At 39.1% G+C, this 26,026-nt stretch carries 15 protein-coding genes; 5 read left to right on the forward strand and 10 right to left on the reverse strand.

The annotated features are described in order from the left end of the window. Window positions 1–5 precede the first annotated feature (5 nt). Genes yihA through tkt form a run of 7 tightly spaced genes read right to left on the reverse strand, consistent with a single transcriptional unit; the run spans window position 6 to window position 7,404 of the window. Window positions 6–620 (reverse strand): ribosome biogenesis GTP-binding protein YihA/YsxC, encoded by a 615-nt coding sequence (gene yihA, locus K2X50_01315; protein ID MBX9585873.1) that lies wholly within the window; start codon window positions 618–620, stop codon window positions 6–8. A 55-nt stretch (window positions 621–675) separates the two neighbouring features. After that, window positions 676–1,521: a tRNA 2-thiocytidine(32) synthetase TtcA gene (gene ttcA, locus K2X50_01320; GenBank protein MBX9585874.1), complete on the reverse strand. Its 846-nt coding sequence runs from the start codon at window positions 1,519–1,521 to the stop codon at window positions 676–678. A gap of 27 nt (window positions 1,522–1,548) precedes the next feature. Then, a complete protein-coding gene (locus K2X50_01325; GenBank protein ID MBX9585875.1) occupies window positions 1,549–1,743 on the reverse strand; it encodes a hypothetical protein in 195 nt (64 codons plus the stop codon). Then, window positions 1,744–3,180 carry a pyruvate kinase gene (gene pyk, locus K2X50_01330; protein ID MBX9585876.1) on the reverse strand — a complete coding sequence of 479 codons (1,437 nt, stop codon included), beginning with the start codon at window positions 3,178–3,180 and terminating at the stop codon, window positions 1,744–1,746. After that, entirely contained in the window at window positions 3,174–4,331 is a 1,158-nt protein-coding gene (locus K2X50_01335; protein ID MBX9585877.1) for a phosphoglycerate kinase, read from the reverse strand. Before K2X50_01335 ends, pyk begins: the two co-directional genes overlap by 7 nt. Further along, entirely contained in the window at window positions 4,318–5,349 is a 1,032-nt protein-coding gene (gene gap, locus K2X50_01340) for a type I glyceraldehyde-3-phosphate dehydrogenase (GenBank protein MBX9585878.1), read from the reverse strand. The genes K2X50_01335 and gap overlap by 14 nt, the downstream gene beginning before the upstream one ends. Before the next feature lie 18 nt (window positions 5,350–5,367). Continuing rightward, the gene (gene tkt, locus K2X50_01345; protein MBX9585879.1) at window positions 5,368–7,404 is read right to left on the reverse strand and encodes a transketolase; all 2,037 of its coding nucleotides are present in this window, start codon (window positions 7,402–7,404) and stop codon (window positions 5,368–5,370) included. Window positions 7,405–7,622: 218 nt separating this feature from the next. Between tkt and K2X50_01350 the strand changes: the two genes are divergently transcribed. Continuing rightward, complete coding sequence (locus K2X50_01350; protein MBX9585880.1) at window positions 7,623–8,279, forward strand: polysaccharide deacetylase family protein; 657 nt, start codon at window positions 7,623–7,625, stop codon at window positions 8,277–8,279. A 17-nt stretch (window positions 8,280–8,296) separates the two neighbouring features. Here K2X50_01350 and K2X50_01355 read toward each other — a convergent pair whose 3' ends face one another. From K2X50_01355 to K2X50_01365, 3 genes are read right to left on the reverse strand one after another with little or no spacing between them, the layout of a single operon-like run. Beyond that, on the reverse strand, window positions 8,297–8,614 hold the full coding sequence (locus K2X50_01355) for a TfoX/Sxy family protein (GenBank protein MBX9585881.1): 318 nt from the start codon (window positions 8,612–8,614) through the stop codon (window positions 8,297–8,299). 25 nt (window positions 8,615–8,639) lie between these two features. Next, window positions 8,640–10,838, reverse strand: a complete 2,199-nt coding sequence (locus K2X50_01360) for a hypothetical protein (GenBank protein MBX9585882.1) — start codon at window positions 10,836–10,838, stop codon at window positions 8,640–8,642. 36 nt (window positions 10,839–10,874) lie between these two features. Next, window positions 10,875–17,174, reverse strand: coding sequence for an ankyrin repeat domain-containing protein (locus K2X50_01365; GenBank protein ID MBX9585883.1), 6,300 nt, complete (start codon window positions 17,172–17,174; stop codon window positions 10,875–10,877). A 235-nt stretch (window positions 17,175–17,409) separates the two neighbouring features. Between K2X50_01365 and K2X50_01370 the strand changes: the two genes are divergently transcribed. From K2X50_01370 to glmS, 4 genes are all read left to right on the forward strand, one after another. Then, the gene (locus tag K2X50_01370; protein MBX9585884.1) at window positions 17,410–22,767 is read left to right on the forward strand and encodes an ankyrin repeat domain-containing protein; all 5,358 of its coding nucleotides are present in this window, start codon (window positions 17,410–17,412) and stop codon (window positions 22,765–22,767) included. A 65-nt stretch (window positions 22,768–22,832) separates the two neighbouring features. After that, entirely contained in the window at window positions 22,833–23,096 is a 264-nt protein-coding gene (locus K2X50_01375) for a hypothetical protein (protein MBX9585885.1), read from the forward strand. 94 nt (window positions 23,097–23,190) lie between these two features. Continuing rightward, entirely contained in the window at window positions 23,191–24,114 is a 924-nt protein-coding gene (locus tag K2X50_01380; GenBank protein ID MBX9585886.1) for a glutathione S-transferase family protein, read from the forward strand. 71 nt (window positions 24,115–24,185) lie between these two features. After that, complete coding sequence (gene glmS, locus K2X50_01385) at window positions 24,186–26,018, forward strand: glutamine--fructose-6-phosphate transaminase (isomerizing) (GenBank protein MBX9585887.1); 1,833 nt, start codon at window positions 24,186–24,188, stop codon at window positions 26,016–26,018. Window positions 26,019–26,026: the final 8 nt, after the last annotated feature.

Below are 26,026 nucleotides of genomic sequence, written 5' to 3' on the forward strand. Positions count from 1 at the left end.
GATTATTATCCTAGGGGAGATTCTTGCATGAACCAATTATCTAACTGCAAAATTGCTTCATCAAGACCAGTTCGATCATGAGCAGAAAATAATTGAGTGCTTACTAATTCACCATAACGCTGTAGTGCATTTCTTACTTGCTGCAAAGTATCTAGCGCAGCACCACGACTTAATTTATCCGATTTGGTGAGTAAAATATGAACCGGCACTTCTGCAATTGTTGCCCACTCGATATATTGCTGATCGGTCTCTTTAAGAGGATGTCGGATATCCATGACTAAAACCAAACCTGCCAACGAAACTCGCCGCTCTAAATATTCATGCAACACTTTTTGCCAACGTTGCTTAACAGCCAATGGTACTTTGGCATAGCCATAGCCGGGCAAGTCCACTAGTCGCCGCTTCTCATCAAGACCGAAGAGATTCATTGTTTGGGTTCGACCGGGCGTTTTACTGGTGCGTGCCAGACCCTTAATACCCGTAATGGTATTCATGGCACTTGATTTGCCTGCGTTCGAACGGCCTATGAATGCGACTTCAATGCCCGTATCTGAAGGCAATTCAGCCATTGAAGGTGCACTCAGCAAAAACGTCGCTTGGTTATAATGCGGTTTGTTCATAATAATATCTCTGATTAGGGGAGGCATTTTACAGAACTTCAACCTAACTAGCTATCTAAAATATGTCTACTTCTTCGCTTGATTCCTGGTTTACCTCTGTTGCGCCAGCGGCAGCTTCATCTCGCTCTTTTTCTAAATCGATAAAATTCCACATTTTTTTATCCATCAACTGACTTGGGCGAATGGCTTGTAATGCATGTAAAATATTACTGGGCACGTTACGATTTTCCTGCCCTAATTCAGCAATTAATTTTTTTACAAGAACCCGCTTTAAATTATCTTGGCTACCACACAAATTACACGGAATAATCGGAAATTGAAGAAGTTTCGCGTATGCGGCTATATCTCGTTCCTGACAATATGCCATGGGTCGAATAAGAATATGCCGCTTATCATCAGAAAGTAATTTCGGTGGCATTGAACGCACTTCACCGTTATACAATATCGACATTAATAAAGTTTCAATCATATCATCTCGATGATGCCCTAAAGCTATTTTTGTAAACCCATGTTCACTGGCATAACGATAAATAATGCCACGACGTAATCGAGAACATAATCCGCAGTATGTTTTACCCTCTTCTACTTTTTCTTTCACAATAGAATAGGTATCTTGACTCATGATCTCATATTGAACTCCAGTCTCTTTTAGCCATGCTCGCAATCCACTATCATCCCAACCCGGCTGCGACTGATCCAAAGTAAAAGCAAAAATACTGAATTTATTTTGAGAATTGATACGAAGTTGATTTAAGATTTTCAATAAAGTATACGAGTCTTTTCCGCCCGACAGACACACCATTACCTTATCACCACGCTGTATCATATTATAATCCGCAATGGCTTTACCGGTATAATGTAATAATTTTTTCTCTAAACGAATTATTTTTGATTCACTCATAATTTCTTTCTCTAAATACTTACGTTATTACATTTTTAGCAATTTAACTAAAAGCCAAATAAAAATAATCAGACTTAAAGTGATAATTCCCAGCACATAAATACTCTTATGAATGGCTGCTGAACTAAATATTTCACGAGGCATACGTTTGACTTGATAATACGTTAACCAAATGAGCCCAAAGGAACCCAAAAGCAATAAAATTTGTTCCCACATCGACATTTAAATCACCTCTCCAACTTGAACAATTTTTAGCGCATTAGTGCCACCTAAAATGCCCATATGATCGCCTTTTGTGATAATCACCAAATCACCTTTTTTAACAAAACCTCGTTTTTCTAATTCAGCAACCGCACTTCGATTGACTTCATCACGATTCAGCACTGTCACATCAAACTCTAAAGGATAAACACCTCTAAACAAACTCATTTTTGCACGTGTTTTTTGCAATCGACTCAAACCAAAAACGGGAATATTTGTTCGAATACGCGACATCCACAACGGAGTAGCGCCTGATTCAGTCAATGCAATGATAGCCACAATATTCAAATGATTGGCTGTATACATTGATGCGACAGCAATAGCTTCATCGACGCGAGTAAAATTGTTCTCAGGTGCTGAGCTACCTTTGGTAGCAATAGGATGTTTTTCCACGCCCAAACAAGCGCGCGCTACTGCAGCAACGACTAATTCCGGATGTTTACCCACAGCAGTTTCTGCAGAAAGCATCACAGCATCTGTACCGTCGAGCACAGCATTAGCCACATCTGAAACTTCCGCACGTGTAGGCACAGAACTTTCTATCATAGATTCCATCATTTGCGTCGCAGTAATGACAGGACGATTATGAAATCGCGCTCTGCGAATAATATGTTTTTGTACCGCAGGAACTTCTGCGTCTCCGATTTCAACCGCTAGATCACCTCGAGCCACCATCACAGCATCAGAGGCTAAAATAATTTCATCGATATTAGTCACCGCTTCCGTACGTTCTATTTTTGCGACTGTCCCAATATTGTTAGCACCCGCTTTTTCAAGTAATTCTTTTGCCTCGAGCATATCTTTTGCACTGCGAGGAAAGGAAATCGCTACATAATCCACATCTAAATCAGCTGCCAACTGCAAATCTTTGCGATCTTTATCGGTGAGCGCACCGGCAGACAATCCTCCACCCAGTCGATTAATACCTTTATTATTAGATAATTTCCCACCGCTGAGAACTTCACAATGAATTTTATTTCCCTCAACGGATTCAACCAGCATCACAATACGACCGTCATCAAGTAACAACGTATCACCAGAACGCACATCTTTTGGCAAATCTTTATAGTCAATGCCCACTGCGTGATTATTACCTGCTTCTTTAGGCAAATCTGCATCTAAACAAAAAGATTCTCCCACTTCTAAATCCACTGACCCTTCAACAAAACGCGCCACCCGAATTTTTGGGCCTTGCAAATCTGCTAGAATTCCAACAACTCGTTCATGTTCTTTGGCACACTGTCGTACCATGTTAATGCGCGCTTCATGTTCTTCTCTAGAACCATGAGAAAAATTAACACGGACGATATCCACCCCTGCTATGATAATTTTTTTAAGATTCTCTATGTTATCGGTTGCGGGCCCTAATGTTGCAACAATTTTTGTCCTTCTTAACATCGCTCCTCCAAAGCTAATACTCCAGGTAAAGTTTTACCTTCTAAAAATTCTAAAAATGCTCCACCTCCGGTGGAAATATAAGAAATTTGATTCACCAGACCAAAATGTTCAATCGCTGAAATAGTGTCGCCACCACCAGCAAGAGAAAAAGCTTGGCTTTGTGCAATCGCCGTCGCAATTTGTTGTGTTCCGTTTGCAAATGCAGGCCATTCAAACACACCTACGGGCCCATTCCACACTATAGTTGCTGCTTTATTAATTAATACAGAATAAGCCGCAGCTGTTTCTGGCCCTATATCCAATATCATGTCATCTGAAGAAACTTCTGCTATTTTTTTTAACGTTGGCTCTGCAGTCGATGAAAATTCTTTTGCAACTATAACATCAGTGGGTAATGGAATATTTGTTTTTTTCATCAGCGCAGCAGCTTCCGCAATTAACTCTGGTTCATGTAATGATTGTCCAATGGGAAACCCAGCCGCCGCTAAAAATGTGTTTGCAATACCTCCGCCCAGAATCAGTTGATCTACTTTTTCGACTAATGCGTTAAGCACCGTCAATTTTGAAGAAACTTTTGCCCCGCCCACAATCGCTAACAACGGGTGCTTTGGTTGTGCGATAGCTTTTTTTAGAGCGGTTAATTCTTCTTTTAATAAGGGTCCTGCACATGCAATAGGCGCAAATTTCGCCACGCCGACTGTCGAAGCTTGTGCGCGATGCGCAGTTGCAAAAGCATCCATCACAAAAATATCGCATAAAGCCGCTAAACGTTTTGATAAATCATTATCGTTTTTTTCTTCTCCAACATTGAAACGCACATTTTCTAGCAATGCTATATCCCCATCCTGAAGTTTATTGGCCTCACCCCAATCTGTAATAAGTCGAACGGGTTGATTCAATAATTCACTTAATCTTTGCGCTACAGGCGCCAAAGAAAATTTCGTATCTATTTTACCCTCAGCAGGTCTTCCCAAATGTGACATGAGTAGAATTTTTGCTTTTTGTTTTAGTGCATCACGAATCGTAGGCAAAGCAGCAACAATACGTGCATCACTGGTGATTTTCCCATCCTGCATGGGCACATTTAAATCTTCGCGAATAAGCACTCGCTTACCCGCGAGATCTAAATCATTCATTTCAAGCATGCGCAACCTCAGCAACATTTTTTGCAGACATAAAAGCAACTGTGGTATCTAACATTCGATTCGCAAAACCCCATTCGTTATCATACCAAGCGCACACTTTCACGATGTTGTTATTCACTCTCGTTAATCCGGCATCAAAAATTGACGATGCAGGATTGTGATTAAAATCAATAGATACAAGAGGTAATTCACTGTAAGAGAGAATATTTTTCAATTCATTTTCAGACGCGTGTTTTAGAATAGCATTTACTTCTTCAACGGATGTATCACGAGCAGAGGTAAATGTTAAATCGACAATAGACACGTTGGCAATCGGCACTCTAATTGCAAAACCATCAAGACGTCCTGATAATTCTGGCATCACTAAGCCTATTGCTGCAGCTGCACCTGTTTTTGTTGGGATCATCGATAGCGCAGCAGCACGCGCACGATGCAAATCACTGTGTGGTGCATCAAGAATATTTTGATCATTTGTATAAGCATGAATGGTCGTCATCAAACCGTTAACAACACCAATTTTTTCATGCAATGGTTTCACTAAAGGCACCAAACAGTTTGTTGTGCACGAAGCGTTTGAAATAATCGTATCTTTTGCTGTAAGCGTGTTGTGATTCACACCATATACAATGGTTGCATCAACATCGGCACCCGCTGGTGCAGAAATAATGACTGTCTTGGCACCAGCTACAATATGACCCTGTGCTTTTTCTTTGCTTGTATAAATTCCCGTACATTCGTGCACTACATCAACACCTAATTTTCCCCAAGGTAATTTGCTCGGATCCCGTTCGGCCGATACTGCAATTTTATGTCCGTTGATTTCCAAGAAATTTCCATTGTAGCCGACATCACCTGAAAACTTACCGTGCGTGCTATCATATTTTAGAAGATGCGCTAATATTTTGATATCAGACAAATCATTGATAGCCACGATCTGAATATCATCACGATTATATTCGTAAACCGCACGTAAAATATTTCGTCCAATTCGGCCAAAGCCATTAATCGCTACCTTAATTGCCATATCACTCTCCTTTTTTGCTCATAAATAAACGGGAAGTGGTTTCCCATTTAAACGGGAACTACTTTCTGATAAACATTCTTTCACTGCATTGGTAACAGCAGATTTCGTTAAACCTAATTTTTCATACACTTCTTGATACGGCGCAGATGCACCAAATCGATCGATGCCAATGACTTTTCCGTAACTGCCAACAAATTCATACCATAATGCTGTTGAACCTGCCTCAATTGCTACTCGAGCAGTAACTGCGCGCGGTAAAATCATTTCACGGTACGCAGAATCCTGCGCTTGAAAAACATTTATTGAAGGCATCGATACAACGCGCACTTTGTACGTATTTTTTAATTCTTCTGCTGCACTCATAGCAATGCTGACTTCAGATCCTGTCGCAATAATAATGGCATCAGGCGCTCCATCGCAATCTCTCAAAATGTAACCACCACGGCGAATATTATCGAGCGTTTCTGCATTTCGTGGTTGTAATGGAAGATTTTGTCGACTCAGTAATAAACTGGTAGGGCCTTGATGCTCAAGTGCATCTTGCCAAGCTACTGCAGTTTCAACTGCGTCACACGGACGCCACACAGACATTCCCGGTGTCATTCTCAACATACTCGCATGTTCGATAGGTTGATGTGTTGGGCCATCTTCTCCCAACCCAATCGAATCATGACTTAACACATAAATTACGTGCGATTTCATCAAGGCCGATAATCGTGCGGCATTTCTTGCGTAATCAATAAACACTAAAAATGTTCCGCCGTAAGGAATAAATCCACCATGTTGCGCCAAACCATTCATAATGGCAGCCATTCCAAATTCGCGCACACCGTAATGTAAATAATTTCCGCGACTTTCCGTTTTTCGAAGATCCTCTGATCCTGACCACCACGTTAAATTTGATCCGGTTAAATCTGCAGAACCCCCTAATAATTCGGGAAAATGCGGCGCAAATGCATCTAAACAATTTTTAGATGCCGTGCGAGTTGCAATATTGCCTGAGGATTTTTGACATTCATCTCGAAATTGAATTGCTATTTCTGGCCAATTTTTTGGCAATTTCTTATTGATGCGTCGCAGAAATTCATCGGCTAATTCAGGAAATTCTTTTTGATACGATTTGAATTTTTCATTCCATGTTTGCTCGAGCGCTTGTCCTTTTTTTCGCGAATCCCACGCCGCATATATTTCGTCAGGAATCTCAAAGGGCGGATAATGCCAACCAATATTTTCTCGCACTGCGGTGATTTCATCTTCACCCAGTGGAGAACCATGAACCTTGTGGCTTCCTGCTAAATTGGGCGCACCATGCCCAATCACGGTTTGACAACAAATTAATGTCGGTTTATCCGTCACTGCTTTGGCTTGTAAAATAGCAGCTTTGATAGCATCACTATCATGTCCGTCGACTTTTGGAATCACATGCCAATTATACGCTTCAAAACGTTGAGGTGTATTATCTGTGAACCAACCACCTACTTTTCCATCAATCGAAATTCCGTTGTCATCATAAAAGACAATTAATTTTCCAAGACCGAAGGTTCCCGCTAACGAACACGCTTCGTGAGAAACACCTTCCATCAAACAACCATCACCAGCAAAAACATAGGTCATGTGGTCAACAATAGTATGACCAGGTCGATTAAATTGTGCCACTAATGTTTTTTCTGCTATCGCCATACCTACACCATTAGCCAAACCCTGCCCTAAAGGACCGGTTGTTGTTTCAACACCCGGTGTGTCACCAAATTCAGGATGCCCCGGTGTTTTTGAATGCCATTGGCGAAAATTCTTAATATCATCGATAGAAAGCGGATAACCTGTTAAATGAAGCAATGAATATTGCAGCATCGCGCCATGCCCGTTTGAAAGCACAAAACGATCACGATTAAACCACTGCGGATTATTGGGATTATGCTGCAAAAAATCATTCCAAAGCACTTCAGCAATCTCCGCCATTCCCATCGGCATGCCCGGATGCCCTGAATTGGCTTTTTGTACCGCGTCCATACTTAAGGCGCGGATGGCATTGGCTAACACGTGACGGCTCGTCATTACTGGGCTCCTGGGGCTGTTCTAAAGCAGCTATTCTCACCTGAATAGGCCCTTGTAGCAAGTCTTAGCCTGAATATTGTATTCAAGAGCTAAATATCAGGAGTGCACTCCTAATTTGAGAATCACCAACTTGACAAACTGGGCTAAAGAGCTATGTTTTCTATAGACTCAGCTTGTGTTGATTGCCGTTCAGTATGTAACTTTTTAAAGGATTTAAAATGTTTAATCGAGTTTTATGCTTATTAGTTCTTTGCTTATTTACCTTTCAGGCGCAAGCTGACCACAGAAATGTTCGCAATACTGCTCTCAAAGGCACAGTAGCCCTCACTTTTGATGATGGCCCACACCCAGTTTACACTCGACAAATTTTGGAGATTCTTAAAAAATACGACGTCAAAGCCACTTTTTTTATGGTCGGAATGAATGCCAAAGCTCACCCTGACGTTGTTAAAGAAATACTAGCGGCCGGACATGCCATTAACTCTCACTCTCTGACTCATCCCAATCTTACTAAAATAAATAACGCGCAACTCGCCAATGAAGTTGAAACACCGAAAATTATTATCCATAACATTATTGGCAAATATCCATTATGCCTACGCTATCCTTACGGAGCTTCCAACAGCCATGTACGTGATGTTATTCGCGAACACGACATGACACCGACTTCAATGGGATTCAATTCCTTCGACTACGACCGTCCCGGTGTAGACAAAATTGTCGACTGGGTTCTCAAAAACAGTTACTCAAAACAGGTTATTTTACTACACGATGGCTTTAACAAACGTGAACAAACTGTCGCCGCCCTTCCGCGCATCATCGAAGGAATTCGCAAAAAAGGCCTGGGATTTAGCCAGATTTGTTCTGAGTCATAATTTGTAATAGACGGAATCTATTTTTTCTTAGGCAACGGAAGTTCGCCGGCGGTAATCTTAATTAGCTGAGACAACCACTCCCCATCTTCCCATTGATCACCTGAAATAAAAAAATATGGTTTTGCTCCTAGGTAAGGAGGTTTCTCAGGACATTTTCCGAGATATTTATTACCCGCTGACGTTATTTTTACGTAGAGCTCGTCATCACAAACTAAAGCTACAACTTTTCCATCGCAATAAACACAATATCCTCCAAACATTTTTTTAGCTGCGACTTTTCCAGCATCGGCAATTTGCTCAAGAATATAATCCACAGTTTGTTGACTCGTTGTCATAGTAAATCCTCACATGAATTGTAAATCATCTAAGCTCTTGTGAAGAGTCTGTTAACTCCTGAAGATCTAACTCTGTTGATGTGTGATGATCAGCCACAATAACTTTGTTACCCACTATTTTTGCAAAAAATCCTGAGTGGGTAAGTGTTAGCTTTTTTGTACAGCCGTCCCTATTCCATACTCGCACTGTTTTATCGGATCCAGTACTCACTAACTGTCCGTTAGGTAATGTCATCAGAGCATGAGGCCATTCGTCATGACCAACATACGTTTTAATTACTTGAAAGGTTTTAATATCCCAAAGTGCAATGGATTTATCACCATATCCAACAAAAAGATTTCCATCCTTGCTCACCAGTAATGATGAAGCGGTGCCTTGTGGCCTACCGCCTCTCCACACACCTGGTGTTTGTTTAGGAGGACGTAACATGACTACAGTATCGGCTGCATAAGCAGGAAAGACAGCCTTTTCAAGTGAAGGATATGTAATTTCTTCGCGCCGACCGCTTTTTCTATCGTAAATAAGGACTGCCATTTCATCTGAAGGATGTAAAACCGCCTCGAGTTGACTGGTTTTTATATCCCAAATATATACTTGACCGCCATTATAACCACAGGCTAATCGATTGTTTGATAGCTTAACCATCTGACTAATCGCCCTAGCACCTTGATGCAATTTATTATCAACCGGAAATACTTTCAGAATTTGAGCTGATTCACTATCATGAATGGTGACTTGACCACTGCCTGAACCCACTGCAAAGCAATTTTCATCAAGCTCTACAATCGCCATACCACCGCCTTCAGGTAAACGCATAATTTTTTCTGGCTCACATCGAGAAGGATCCAAGTCAATTAAATGCAAATATTGAAAAACCACAATCACCATGTAACGAGTTTTTAAAACTAGTGTGGGAATATTTCCAGTCGCGTGCTGGAAATACGAAAATTGTGGCGTTGCAGAATTCAACATAACATCTGTTTTTATTTTACCACCAGAGGGATCTAAAATATGGCAAGATAAATTTTGACTTAAACCCGCCAACAAACCGTCATCCATTATTCCCCATAAATTTTGGCGATATTGCACTGTTTTACGATCATATTTTATTGGCCGCTTCTTAACTCTTGATTGTGAAGATTTATTTTTTGATGGTTCAATTGCTTTTGGAACATTCTTTGGAATCGAAGATCGCCCCATAGATATATTAAAATACACAATAATACTCATAAATGACAGTTCGTTATGCCGAAAAGCGCAACCTTTCTGAACATAACATCCAAACTCTTCTTGAATTTCAGCAATTTGCCTTTCGGTTAACTTTTGTTCCGAATATGTACGCCCTTTACGCAAAGACATAACACTCGCACTCATATTGGCGACCAATAATCCTACCGCATTCCCAACGATGGCTTGTTGTGTTTTAACACCCTCTTTTGGGGAACAAAAAATCTGTGCGTCTTCATTAACTAACGCAATAATTTGCTTAAGTTGCTCTGAATCTTTAGGCAAATTATCCAATAAAGTTTGATTAGCCTCGTAATACACAGCATGAGCATCAAGACATCTTATTAATAAGCTTTTAAACTCTACTGTGTATAGTTGATCTTCAGAAACAGCGGAAGATAAAGGTTCACACGCACAAAAATCGGCTAACTCCAAACGACAATGCTCGTAAATATGTGTCGCTAAAATTTTTAATGTTTCTAAATCAACAGCATTCCTGAATCGTTTACGAAATGAAAAATGAAAATGGAAAGCCTTTTTCCTAAAAGCTTTTTGAAAATGCTCAGTCAAAATGTCGGAAAAAGCTTTATGTTCACTCAATGCCGTAAACAATGAAGCAACCGCCGCAAGCAATGCATGACTATATATACTATGAGACAATCCTCTATAGGCAGAATGATCATGCCCCAAAATTAACCACAATGCCTCGATACGAAAGACAATATTTCCCATATCTATTTTGGATGCAGATACAGCCTTGTAATTAACCCGCCTTCGAAACACTTCTTTCACGACTAGATCATTTAAATCAACATCTTTAAAATTGTAGGATTTAACTTTGCCTTTAAAATATATTTTACACCGCTCAGGAATAACTTCTTCTGAAATAAAAAATTTTCGCATCAAAAACTCTACATAACACCCCTTCGTGGTATCTTCCACTTCTTCTCTATCTCGTCTTGCATCCTTGAGTCGGTCATCCCATGATTTCTGCATAATCTAACCTCCTAATCTTAAGTCTATAGCAGCGCTCTATTTATACTCCAATTGTTGCGAAGTAACTTCCTCATCCATAGCTGTTACAGAAGGGATATTATGTCTAAATCGTGGATTATATTGTTTAGTATGCTCGGCTATTTTTTCGAATTCTCTTTCAGTGGTACGACGATAAACAGCGAAGCTACTCTTAAGTACTTCATTTTGTTTCCTTAAATTAGAAACTTCAGCTTGCAATTCGGCAAATTCTTTTTTTTGTTTTTGCTCTCGCTCATAAATATAGGTATGAATATAATTAGGGTCATGCCCTGCTTTTCGGGCGGCCTTCATCGGAGTATACCCTTTATTATTTTCTAGTCGTGGATTAGCACCTCGATCTACTAACAACTCTACAATTTTAGTAAAGTTGCACATTGCAGCTAAATGCAACGAAGAATTCGCAGATTCGTCGAGAAAATTGACATCAGCACCCTTATCAAGCAAAAATTTAACCAAGATATAAACTCGTTCCTCTGCGATTTTGTTATCATTTTCTCCAATATTACACAGGGCATTCAGTAACGACCTTGTTTTACCGCCTTCATTTAAACTCTGATTAACATCAGCATCATTTTCTATCAACATACAAATTATATAAAAACTGGAATTTTCTCGCAAATATGAACCAATAGCAGCAGCTAATGGGAAATCGGCATGCTTAACATTTGCTCCTTGCTGTATTAAATAGGCTAACATACTACAATTTACTATTTGCTCTGGTGAGCTCTTAGCTGCAATTAATGACAATTCTGAATCTATTTCTGATATTTTCAACCCTGCTTTTTCAAACAACTGTGTGACAACGATACTGTTTTTTGCAACAACCATCCGCAAACATTTCTTATGGTCCACAACGGAACTTTTTCCTGTTTTCAATATAAAAGCAATAGCGGAATAGAGATCAGAATCATCCTTAGTGTTCTCGTTTACGTGCTCACAGAGCAATACTAAAGCACTCTCTCCCAATCTATTCGTAGTCTCGACTGAACAACCCGCTTCGATTAATTGTCGTAATCGTACAAAATCTTGATTGATAGCGCACTGCATTAACGCTGTATTACCCTTGATATCCTGAGCATTAACAACCACACCAGACTTAATTACTGTATCGATCAACGATGTAGATACTTTTCCCTTAATGGCTGCATGTAGTATCGTTTCTCCTTTTTTATTTGTTTGTGCATTTCGAATACCTAAGGAAAGTAATAACCCGCATATCTTCTCTTTATTGCCCTCTAAGGCAACGTGAAGCGGAGTATTGCCTCCATTATCCGATAGATATAACCTAGAAATCTGTTCAGAAGTCAGGCAATTGAAAATCCCGGTAGAGTCACACGCAGCTATGTGATGCAAGATCGTTTTGCCTGATGGAGTTGTCGTAAACAGATCTATATTTGAATCTTGAAACACTCTAAATAAATCCACTTTTGAAAAGAAAATTGTATAAAATAATGCGGCCTGCTCCTTATCAATACCAGGATCTGCGCCATGACTTAGCAATAAGCGTACTGTATTGGGATAATTACCACACCATATAGATTGTGTTAATGGAGTCAGCAAGTGTTTTTTACGTGGTATATCTACACCAGCGCCTAATCGTATCAAACACTCTATTAATTTATCAAAACCACCGGCCGCTGCTATTGTTAAAGGAGTTTCACCCTCTTCATCTCGGGTTTGCAAATCCACATCTGCATCTTTATCGCCTAACCACTCAAGCGCTTCTAAATCATTATTTCTACAAACAACATGAATAAGCGCTCGACCTGAATTATCAAAAGAATCAACCAAGCTTTCTTCAGTCTGAGCATTAATTTCTTCAGCAAGTTTCAACCTATCTTTTGATCTATTAGAATCGGAGATTAATGTAAATAAACAATTTTCGCCCTTTTTGTTTTCAATTGAAGAATCAGCACCGTGCTCAAGCAATAGACTCGATACCTCCAAAGACCGTGATAGATGAAGCGGGGTATTACCTTGAGTATCTTGTAGATTGACACATTGATTTTCATCAGAATGATTCAACAATGCATGAGCGATAGATCGGGTATTTGCGTAATGCAATGCACAGCGGCCATCTGAATCTAATAGTCTTACGTCTGCACCGTTTTCAAGAAGTAATGTAACAAGATTTTCCCTGCCTAATAGAACCGCATGATGCAAAGCTGTTTTATTTTTGTGGCCAGGGGTATTTACATTTGCACGTACCCCGACTAAAAATCTTATTATTTCTTCTTTATTTTCTTTTACAGCGAAATGCAGTGGTTTATCCCCGGATGCATCAGCTATTTCTAACCATTTCAGTAAAACGTTATTATCAAATTGCTTAATCGTTTCAACATCCGAATACTCCACCAATAAGTGAAGCAACGTGCTTGATGCTTCTTTGAGAACAAATAAATTGGGTTGATGAATCAGTAAAGCTGAAACAGAAGAACGTCTATTTAAAATCACGGCCAATTGTATAGGCGTCAAATTTACACACATAATATCAACAGGAACACCACTTTTAATCAATAATGGTATAAGATCAGGATGATCTTCTAAAATGGCGGCGTGTAATGCAGAGATTTTACTATGCTTAATCACATCTATTTCATCATCCTCATCTACTTCTTCTTCAACTAATTTGAGATAATTTCCTGTAGACTGCGGCTGACATTTTCCTTGAAATGTAACACAGGTTGGCCATTTTGACACAAAAAATTCAACAAAAGCTCGATGCCCACACGCTGCAGCAACAACTATTGGATTTGACTCGTTATCAGAGTGAAATTCTGCTCCGTGTTCCACTAATAACTTCGCTAATTCGAGATTTCCTGATTGAGCAGGATACTGCAACAGCGACCATTCTTTATCAATGGCTTTTAGATCGACACCACAACTAAGCAATAATTTCACTAATGTGAGAGCTTCTCGCTCCACTGCAATCGCTAATAGGTGACATTTACACTCTACGCTATTACTCACTGTGAGATCAGCACCGCGCTTAACGAACTGCTCTATAGTTTTATAAAGCTCAGTGTCTTGATTAACATCATCTTCAAGATCTTTAATCAACGCATAGAGCGCAGTGACATATATCTTGCCAATGGGTTTGCGAACCACTCTTCCTCTTTGACGATGATTAATTTGAGATCTTGCATAGATATTTTCTTCAATAGTCTCATTTAATTTAGCACCTCGCTCCATAAGGAAACGCATGAATTTCAGCTTACCATTTTTCGCCGCAGCCATTAACAAGGAATCTTCCTCATCATCTGATTTTGCATCAAAATCCACACCCAGGGTTGCAATACGTTCGCACACTGAATCACTCACACCTGATTGAATTGCTTGAAATAATAGCTCGCTTAGCTTATTTGATATATCATCCGATAGACTTTTTTGATCCAATAAATAGTTGCATATTTCATCATCACCCGAATCAATAGCATATTTTAAAACTGTGTCATCTTCCGCCTTTTTAACACAAAGAGAGGCCTTAAAATCAGTTACTAAGGATTTCAAAATGGGCAAATGTTTTTTCTTGGCCGCGCAACAAATGGGCGTTAAACCAGCGTCATCTTTAGCCTCAAGCAAATCTGTGACATTATAAGACTTTAGAGGTTCCAATAGCCCCAGCTGCCCATCCTCTGCGATCAAATGCAGAATATTCTTCTTCTGCAAGGTCACCTTCGTTATAGATGCTCCCTTGTTTATTAAATAGTTAAAGGCTAAAAGAGAGCCATTAATAGCCGCACGGAGTAGCGGGGTAAATCCCCAATCATCTACTAATTCGATATTCGCTTTTCGATTAAGTAACAAATCGAAAATGTCGTCCTTGGAATTATAATGAGCAGCCCAATGAATAAGCGCATATGAATGCCTAGAATTTTTGTAATTAACATCATAGCCTGAATCAAGAAAGGCAGTGAGCAATGATTTTCTGCTATGCTTCAAAGTAAGTTCTACAGCTGATTTATGGAGATTCTTTTGCACTTTACAAAGCCCCACTTTAGAGGCCCCATGATCCAATAGCCATCTCACAGCATCTTCGGAATTTCTGATAACTGCCAAATGTAACGGTTGATTCCCATCTCCGCTAATAGCAGCGTTAATATCGACACCTCGTTTAAGCAAAAACTCAGCGAACTCTAATTTGCACTTTAGACTATCGCCATGGCCCAAGTTGCCAAATAAAACATGAATCGCCTGCTCACCTGCTTTGTTAAGCAATTTTGGATCCGCGCCGTTCTCTACTAAGAATGTTGCTGTTGTAGAGCCCGACCAGGATTGTTGACACACTTTCATTAGAACCGTGTCTCCTGCACTATTCTGAGCGCTCAAATAAGCAGCTATCTCAGCCTCAGGCCATAAATTTCCTCTAAGATGTTCAACGATTGGCCTAATGATCGATATATCGAGACCACAATGTAGAGGAGTATTACCCTCTTTATCAGTTACCTTTAGATCTAGCTGCCTAGCTAACATCGCCCGCAAACAGCCAGCTCGAAGATTATCATCACCCCCCAAGAAAGATCTTTCACAAACATAAAACAAAGCTGATTTACTATCCTCATCCCTCGGAGAAAGATCCGCATTACTTTCGACCAAAAATTGAGCACAAGAAAATCTTCTCTTTTGAAGTTGGTGAACTAACGGGGTTTGTTTTTTATGGTTTAATAGATTTGGGTCTAGGCCCCTTGAAAGCAGAGCTGAAATAGTCTCTTGTCTTCTCGCCAAATGCAATAAAGTATTACCATGACTATCTACACAATGCACGTTAACAGAATAACGGAGCAATTCATCAAACAGCGATCCCTCATCATCATTTTCCACCGCAATTTGTAGAATTGTCTCACCTTCTTCATTTTCGATATCAGCTTTAACACCGGCCTTTAAAAGAAAAATAACAATTGCCGTCAGGCCATTTCTTGCCGCAATATGTATAATGTGATCCCCATCTATTCGTGCTTCTAAATCAGCGCCGCATTTTATTAAAGATTGAAAAACGTTTGAGAAATTTTGTGCTTTATGCTTTTTTTCATCTTCTCTTGCCGAATCGATATCATATGATAAAAATTTTAAAGTGTCATGAAGCATATTTTTTGCTTCGGGGGGCCTAAATCCAAACTCCCATAACAACAATAAGATTTCCTTATGACAACGCTGAAGAGCTCGAACAAAAGATTTTTGTTTATCGAATGCTTCGCACTCTGTAAAGGCTTTCAATGATAACAAAAATTCTACTGTTTCATATTGCTCACCAATAATGGCAAAATCAAGCAGTGTTAAGGTAGCTTCATCCTCATCCTTAGAGGTTTGAGATAAAACCTTCGAATCACAATCAATTAATCGTTGTAACACAGCCTTATGACCATTAAATGCAGCCATTTGAGCTGCTGTGCAATTGGCAGAAAAATAATAAGGTGCCGAAACCTCTTTAATATCTTTACCATTGTAAGTAGTAGTAGCAGATAAATTTGGTTTATGAGATAAAGATAGATGAAACGTGACTATATCTAAGTACCCTTTAGCACATACAATCATAAAAGGATTTAATCCATTCTCATCCTCACTGTCATCGCGAGAAATAACCAGCCTTAATGGATCCGCACCTCGGTCGATTAGCATTTGTAACTTTGGTAAATTTCCAGTCATTGCAGCATAATGAACCATGGAAAAGCCCTTTTCGTCAGCCTTATCCAGGTCTTCTTGTTTTAGATGTGACAATAATAATTCTAGTGCCTTATTAGCATCTTGGTCTGTTGACATAACCAAAGAGCGACAAAATAAAACATACCGATCTTGGTATTTTGATATTTTTTCAAGCCCTTGTTTTCCGCGCAAAGATATAAGCTTCAGTAAAAATTTTTCTAAAAACATCTGCTGATTCATTTCCAATACTAGGTCTAGTAATGTTTGATTTTGATCATTCAAAGGGGCGTAGAGCAAACCTGGATGTTTGAATATACAATCTCTGAAAGATTGGATATCAGACTTTGTTACGGCATTTATAACATCTAACTTCATCTGTTTCGGCAGATATACAGCACCCTCATCTTCATACAGCTGTGGATTTTTTCCCAAATATTGAGAAATAATACGTCTGAGCGTGTGATTATCTATAATGGCCTTTGACGTTAAGTGTGTGCGACTTTGCGGATCAGTGTTGTGCGTCTCAAACCAAGTCAAGATAGACACGCGCTCGTAGGAATGGCCGCTTTCAACTACTACAACCGGGTCAAACATGATCTGCCCCGAAATAGAACATTGGTAATCTTCTGGTATCTCGTCAATCTCTTTTAGTTCCATCTATTACTCCATTTAAATCTCATCTTAATTACTATTAGGATAATAATAATGCTTAATAAGCACAAGCATTAACTTCTCTCAATATACAGGTTAAGTATAAATTGAACCACCTCTATGAATCAGATATACTTTTCAGTGAACAACTACTAAATAGCACTATGAAGATGCTGAGCAAGAGACAAAATTGATCCACTAAAATATGGATTACTAATGTTTGCACTAAAGGAGATTATGCATGAAAGGGAAATTATCAGTAAAAAAATCAAATGGCGCCTCTCTAGATCAAACGGCCCTACTTTCTCTCCCTCTTGAGGAGCTACAAAAAAGAAAACAATATCAAGCGGGACAGCATGAAATTGACGAATTTATCTTTGTAGATATAAAAGAAGATCAACAGCACTCTGTAATCAATATTCTTACGGCATATTGTGAAAATCACCCTTTAAAGACGATACAATTTAAAAACTGCGAACTATCTGAAAATCTAGAATCTCAATTAGTAGATATTATTTTATCAGGGGAATACAAAATTAAATCGATTATTAGCTCTGATAATAATCAAAATTCAAAACTAATCAAGGCTTTATTAACTAAATTAACTATTGGGAATACGATAAATGTTACTATTTCCATAGGAGGACTTTCTCTTTCCATTTCAAAGGTTAATGCTTCTGATTATTCCTCTGAATCACGAATAAAATGTACATTAGAATTTAAAGATTTTTCCTCGTGGATTACACACAAAGAGGAATTAGAATTATTGATTGAACATCATAAATCATTTAATGTGGTGTCTTGTTGGTTCGCATCATTATCTTCCACCCAAGAAAATGAGTTCTTTAATTGGCTAACACTTATCTTCACAAACACAACAATTGATGTCTCAGTTCAAAATAAAAAAGTAATCGAAGAGAAATTAAAAAAATTAAACGAGCGCAATACTTACTGCAGAATTAATAAAGAAAACAACTATTTTTCATTTTCTCAGAAAGTTGGTTATGGCGAGAAAAGCCCACCTTTCTATTTGTTAGACGAGTCAGACATCAGATACTTAAGTAAAGTATTTTCAAGAAATGCGGAAACTACCTCAGTGTCATTTAGTTACTGTGATACTGATTTCAAAAATTGGGCAAATATATTGAAAACGGTTAATCAACTAAAAAATCTGACTTCTCTTAATTTTTCCCATATAAAACTAGGTGTTGATAGAGCAAGAGCCTTCGCTGAAGAGCTCCGTAAATGTACAAAGCTAACTCAATTTTCATTGAGCCATATAGACTTACCTCCTGGGGGGATATTAACGATTATTCAACCAATGTGTGCGATTGAATCGTTGTCTGAAGTCGAGTTTGGTAATATGACATTCACAATAGGTGATATAGAAGCCGTTTCAAAACTGCCTAAGCTAAAGGTGTTAAAACTTCCCCGGTCCACCTTATCTGATGATATTTTAAATGAATTTGAGCATTTTTTTGATCATCCGTGTATTGAAAAAATAGACTTAAACAATACTCTCTTCAAAGCTGAAAATCTATTTCAGAGGATTAGCGCCTCATCATCATTCCCTACATCTCGGTTTATATTTTACGTGGATTACAACTCTTCTTCTCTTAGTTACCAGGAGAGATCGGGAAGAGAAGATATTCAACAACTATTAAATGCAATAAATAAGAGAAACCATCTGATGCGAAAATTAAAAATATCTGAGGAAGTGATACCAATTTTAAATTTTAATTCTCTTCAATTTAGTGACATATGCATTCCCATAGTATGTGACTATGTTCAAGCCCACCCGGAAGTCGAACAACTCCTTCTCCAACGTAATATTTTGACAGTAAACGGGTTTACAAAACTTACGAAAGGTTTGCTTACAGAAACCAAGCTATCTCGTATTGATCTTTCTCATTCAAAGGAAAAGCCCAACTATGACGATCTTGAAAAGTTGTTAATTTCGTTAGAGGATCTATCGGATTTATTTCTTATTGGTACTCAAGTTGATTGTGAGAAATTATTCGAACGACTAATGCAATCTGATGCGTTCCCAAGTGCGAAAGTAACACTTATTGAAGCCCCGGCTCAGCAACCTCAAACTCAACCATGGGGGGAACATTATCCAGACTATTCTCGCCAAGAAGAAACTAAACAGGCAAAAAAAGAGACGGAATTACGAGCATTCCAATATAAATTCGATTGCTTACGAATGCGCAATCAGCTAATGCTAAGAATTATTCAAGAGGGCCAAAGTGATGAAGATCCGCCCTTGGCTCCCTTAAAGGAGCTTAATTTTGATGGTCTCTATCTCAATGACATCTGCCTTCCAATTTTATGTAATTATATAGAACATCGGTCTGACTTAAAAAGACTCAGTGCTACTAATAATTTTTTAACTCCTGTTGGGGTGCGCTCTTTATGTGACACTTTAGCTAGAGCAACTCATGTAGTATCAGTCAATTTTTCAGGAACTCGGGATTCAAAAGAATGGTTAGATTATTTGGTTGATGGCTGTATCAAGTTTCCGCATATTACCCACTTAGTTCTTTACGATACCAATCCAACTAAAGACCAAATTATCCGCTGCATCAGTCAATCAAAGGTGGAGAAGCTGGAGGTTTCATCCGTTCATGGTCTATTCGAGTGGTTCCGAGATTCGACAGATCTTTTTACAACAGAAATTATCACGCGAAATTATGAGAAAGACCCCGAGTTTGTGCGTGTCAGAAATCGTAATATTAAGCTGAGGCAATTGCTTGAATTAAAAATGCTGTCTGAAACAAAACTTGACTTAAGCGAAGCAGCAATCACACCCCAATTAGTACCGGTAATTTGTGAGGCACTCAATCGCAACCCACCAGTGAGAGATTTATCTTTGGCGGGCAACAACCTCGACGACAAAAGTATGGCTTTATTTCTAAATGAGATCGCCAAACATTCTAACATTCGTTACCTTGATGTCACAAAAAATAGGCTTGGTGACGATAGCGCTGGTGAGCTTGCCAAATATTTGAAATCAAGCACAATTTTACATTGTTTGATTATGAGAAGCGTTGATATTACAAATTCAGGTGTAATTCAGCTAGCTGATGCTCTGAAAGAGAATTCTTCTTTACTAGCACTTGATGTAAGCCACAACATAGCTGCTCAATCTTCTTTGAAACAATTTGCTATAGCGCTTCGACATAATGGAACACTTTCGAAATTTGTGTGTTTAGATGGACAATTTCCTGAAGATCCTGGCGTTCACAAAACAAAAACCGATTTTGGGAAGGGACAACAAGCAACTGCTCCATTTGCGGAGCATAAGACGAAAGTTTCTGAATATAAGAAGTACATAGCTAAATGCAGAGCTAGCATTGTTGACTTTCATAACATACTATCAGCACCTAAAAAGAAAAAAAATGCTCTTGATTCCCCTAATGTTACACTCATAGAATGCGAATTATTTCACAGCGAAGTATTTTCTCGTAGTATAGGGGAGAAGAATGTTGCTGTGTCACCTCTTCCTGATTATCTTAAATCAAATAAGACTTATGGATTGCAGTGTACGATTTGCATATGTGCAATTCTAAAGACCAATGATGAAAGCTCAATAGCAAGTTCAATCAATGCTTTGGAAACCCATCTCAATGCTGGAGTGAGCCCTTATTTTGCCAACGAGCATGGGGTTACCTTAGTGCATTTAGCCGCATCTACAACAGATAAAATTGTAGGCATGTTATTGCAAAGAAATCCTAAGTTTGATACGGGTATACTGAATGATCAAAATAAATCTCCTTTAGATATTGCTGAAGCTAATGGTAACCAAAAAGTAGTAGAAAAGCTAAAAGACCCTAAGAGCTCAGGGATTCCGACTGAGTCTGCTGCAAAACAACCAGCACCTAAAAAAGCCAAACCTAACCCACCTATTGCAGCAGAATCCACTAACGCAAAACTAGCTGAAGACGGGGGATCATCTTTGCCTTCACTATCAACCATTGGCGCTCCTTCGCCCGCAAAAAAGGCTAAAGTTGACGATGATCCCGCAGCAGATGGCCAATTAACAATGAAGCTGGATGATTGGCAGATTATTCAAGCAATTTCTTCTGAAAATATTATGGGCTTGAATTTCTGTATTAATCAAAATGCAGCTTTAATGACGGCGCTAATACATGGTCAAACCTTATTACAATCGGCAGTAGCTTTCAAAAAACCGAGGGTTGTTGAGTTATTATTAGAAAAGGGCGCCATTGTTAATGCACTCAATCAAGAGGGTCGACCCGCTTTATTTTGCTTACTTGATGAATGCCTAAAATCTCGAGAGTGCAGTTTAGGCTGTCTCCTGATAGCTAAATTATTACTCGAAAATGCTGCTGCTATTATGGATCAAGGTGATCACGCATTACACCTAGCGGTACGTGCGGGAATTGTTCGACTTGTTAAATTGCTATTGAGGTTTAAAGGTGATGTTAATGCCAAAAATGAATCTAATAACCACACCGCCTTGACGTGGGCCGTTCTCTCAAGAAATCTTGAAATATTGCAAATCCTTTTGCTCAGTCCTGACTTGGACAAGGGAACCGTTGAACTTGCTCTACAATGTGCTGAAGCGTGGAAATCATCTTCTGTTCTGATTGAATTGTTGAAGAGAAGATTAACTTCTCCTTTTCTCGACAGAAAGCAAAATACACACTGGCTTAAAGATATGAAAATATGTTTCGGGGCTTCTTCGGCCCACAATACACTCTTCATTGAAAGTCATGAGCAGCAAATGCGCCTTATGCTCCAGAACAAATTTTCATCAAGCATCCTAAGAAGCAGAAAAAAAATTAAATTAGATGAAGAGAACCTAGAGAAAGAAGAAGAGGGTAATCCAGTCACTGTTAGCTTTACTTTTATCGTGTCAACCCGAAAGCATTTATCTCAATCTCACAATGTGCGCGATTGCATCACCATTACGCTTGATCCGGATGTAAGTCTTAGCGCTGAACACCACATTACTAAAGGGGATGCGGAACAAACTTTCAATACAGATGAAATACGACAATCAGTGCAGGCAAGGACAAAAAGAGGTGAAGAATTATCTAAAAAAGATATCAGCGAAAGAAAACATAAGCCATCTGAAGAAATTGTAGACGAAACAAGATTGGAAAAAAGATCTTTCGAAGCCCTGTTTCATCATGGAGAGCAATCACTAGCCGCCGCATTAGAACAAAAACAAGTATTAGATTATCTGATTAGACAACTAATTGCTCACCCTCAATTCACGACTGGATGCAAACTCTACGGTGTCGTCCTTGATATTCATTCGCCGCGCTATGTTTGCTCGAACTGTGAGATTGGAATTCTTAGTATACAACATCCAGCCTCTTCTCCATTCCTCAACAACTTGGCTGAAGGATTAAAGCAGCTAGGTTGTATTTTACCCCTGCTATCACCTTTACGAATGGTAACACGAATAGGCTCCTATCAAGCATTTGAACGCGACACCATTACGCCCGAAGAACAATTAAATATCTGTTTAGATTTAAGATTGCTGGGTAATAAAATCATACTGCAACAAGATCTGGTAGTATCAGCAAATCCTACAATGCAGTTCAATTCTCGTGTCAATGAATAAGCAGATTTTCAACTAATGAACTATACTTGCACTATGGAAGGAACATTGACCAGGAGGATGTACTAATGAAGTCTCTATTAATAGCAAGTTTCTCAGGACTGTTGGCACTTGCGCTCACAGGCTGTGGCGGCGGCTCTTATTCAAGCAGTACGAGCTATAATGGCTACAATGGCTATGGCGAAGTAACACAGGGAATCTTTTACAACCCCAATTATGACCAATATACCAGAGCTGAAACATACCCAAGCATTTCAGGCGGAAGCTATTATACTTATGGCGGGCGTTATCTAGGGGGCGGCTACGGATACGGCGCTCCGTTTAATCATTAGGCTGGATTAAGACTGCCAGGGCTTATTAGGACTTGATCTTACCTTAACCTCTGGTCATGATAGTTTGAGTATAATATCGATCAGGAGTCAAATCATGGGTTTATTAGTCGAAGGCAAATGGCAGGCCAACGAGCCACAGTCTTCAAACGGCCATTTTAAACGTAAAACCAGCTCATTTAGACAATGGATCAGCGCTGATGGATCTACAGATTTCAAAGCTGAACCCTACCGCTATCATCTCTATATTTCTCTCGCTTGTCCCTGGGCATGCCGAACGCTGATTTTTCGTAAACTCAAAAAACTTGAAGATATTATTTCACTATCCATTGTAGATCCCGTGGTTCGTGATCAAGGCTGGGCATTTTCTGAAAATTCCGATTGCATTCCTGATGTTGTCAATAACAAAAATTATTTACATGAAGTATATACCCTGGCTGATCCAGAATACACAGGGCGGGTTACTGTTCCTGTATTATGGGATAAAAAAACGTACACAATCGTCAATAATGAATCTTCTGATATTATTCGCATGCTCAATAGTGAATTCAACGATTTCTCTGAAAAAACACCCGATTATTATCCAGAAAAATTGCGCAAAGAAATTGATAAAATGAATGATTTTATTTACGAAAACATTAACAATGGCGTTTATAAATGTGGTTTTGCTACAACTCAAAGCGCTTATGACGATGCCTACGATTCTTTATTTTCGGCAATCGAATTTCTTGAGGGTCACTTCGAAAAAAATAACTTTCTTTTCGGCGATCAAATTACTGAAGCTGATTGGCGTTTATTTACAACATTAATTCGTTTTGATGCTGTATATTTTGTTCTTTACAAATGCAACAAAAATCGACTACTCGATTATGAAAATTTACATAATTATATTTTACGTTTATTCGAAGTTCCTGGCATCTCAGACACGGTAAATTTCGATCATATTAAACGTCACTATTATATCAGTCAGGTTAATTTAAATCCGACTCAAATTGTACCTAAAGGACCGGAGGTCATCTAAGATCTGTAACACTGGTATTTTCAGGTGAATGCAGTATAGTTTCCAAATGAAGAATGTAAGGGGATCTTAATATGTGTGGAATTGTAGGCGCCATCGCTCAACGTGACGTCGCCCCTATTTTATTAGATAGCTTAAAACGACTAGAATATCGCGGTTATGACTCCGCAGGAATGGCCGTTCTACATCCAGAAAATCTAACAATCCAACGAATTCGGGCATTGGGCAAAGTGAGTCAACTCGCCGAAGCCATGACAACTCAATCTTCAAGCGGTTTTATTGGAATTGCACATACCCGATGGGCCACTCACGGAAAACCTTCCGAAGTGAACGCACATCCGCATTTATCTACAGATGACATCGCGCTCGTTCATAATGGCATCATTGAAAATTATGCCAACTTACGCGAACAATTGATTGCCTTAGGATATGGATTTGCATCTGAAACAGACACAGAAGTTGCTGCCCATACAATTCATAAACATCTCGCGAAAAATGATTTATTACATGCGGTGTATCAAGCGACCAAAGAACTGCAAGGAGCATATGCATTAGGCATTATTAGTCCAAAATTTCCTAATCAATTAATTGCAGTTCGTCGCGGGAGCCCTCTAGTCATTGGATTAGGTTCAAATGAATTCTTTATAGCATCTGACACGATGGCTTTGCTACCTGTTGCACAAAGATTTATTTTTCTCGAAGAAGGTGATATTGCAAGCATCAGTCGCAATGGCGTTGAAATTTATGACAAAGATTTACATCTAGTAGAACGGCCCATCCACATGATCGATATAAAACAAGATACCGCCGAACGCGGTGAATATCGTCACTATATGGAAAAAGAAATTTTTGAACAACCTCAAGTCATTAGCGATACATTAGAAGGCCGAATTGCGAACGAAAGACTTCTAGAACAATCTTTTGGTGTCAATGCCAGTGAATTATTCGACAAAATAAAACGCGTTCATATCGTCGCTTGCGGCACAAGTTATCATGCTGGTTTAGTGGGGCAATTCTGGATAGAGTCTCTTTCAAAAATCCCTTGCACCGTGAGTGTTGCAAGTGAATATCGATATCGGCATACCGTTGTTGAACCCGACACATTATTCGTAACTTTATCTCAATCAGGGGAGACAGCAGACACTCTTGCAGCGCTAAGAAAAGCAAAATCTCTAAACTATCTCGCAACACTCGGCATATGTAATGTTGCAGAAAGTTCTTTAGTTCGTGAATCAGAACTGGTTTTTATGACTCGCGCGGGCATTGAAATAGGCGTAGCTTCCACAAAAGCATTTACAACTCAACTCACCAGTTTAATATTATTATCGGTTGCTTTAGCTCGTCGACACGGGCTTACTAACACTGAAGAAAATAAAATAATTCATGCATTAGAACAGCTTCCAAAAACACTCGAACAAGCTCTTGAATCAGCGCCTGAAATTAAAAAATTAGCAAGTCGATTTGCGGACAAAGAACACGCCCTATTTTTAGGCCGTGGAGCTCAATATCCAATTGCTATGGAAGGCGCACTAAAATTAAAAGAAATTTCCTATATTCACGCCGAAGCCTACCCAGCTGGTGAATTAAAGCATGGGCCTCTTGCTTTAGTGGATAAAAATATGCCGATAGTTGCTGTCGCACCCAAAGATGAATTGCTTGAAAAATTACAATCCAATTTAAGTGAAGTTCAAGCACGCGGCGGAGAACTCATCATTTTTGCTGAGAAAAACACACATCTTTCTAACTCAAAAGATTCAACCGTAATTTATTTACCGGAAGTGCATAGCATTCTGGCCCCAATTTTGTATACAATTCCCCTTCAACTTTTGGCTTATCATGTTGCCGTGATAAAAGGTACCGATGTCGATCAACCGCGCAATCTTGCAAAATCTGTAACCGTGGAATAATAGATAAC

The organism is Gammaproteobacteria bacterium (assembly GCA_019748175.1).
Lineage (GTDB): Bacteria > Pseudomonadota > Gammaproteobacteria > JAIEPX01 > JAIEPX01 > JAIEPX01.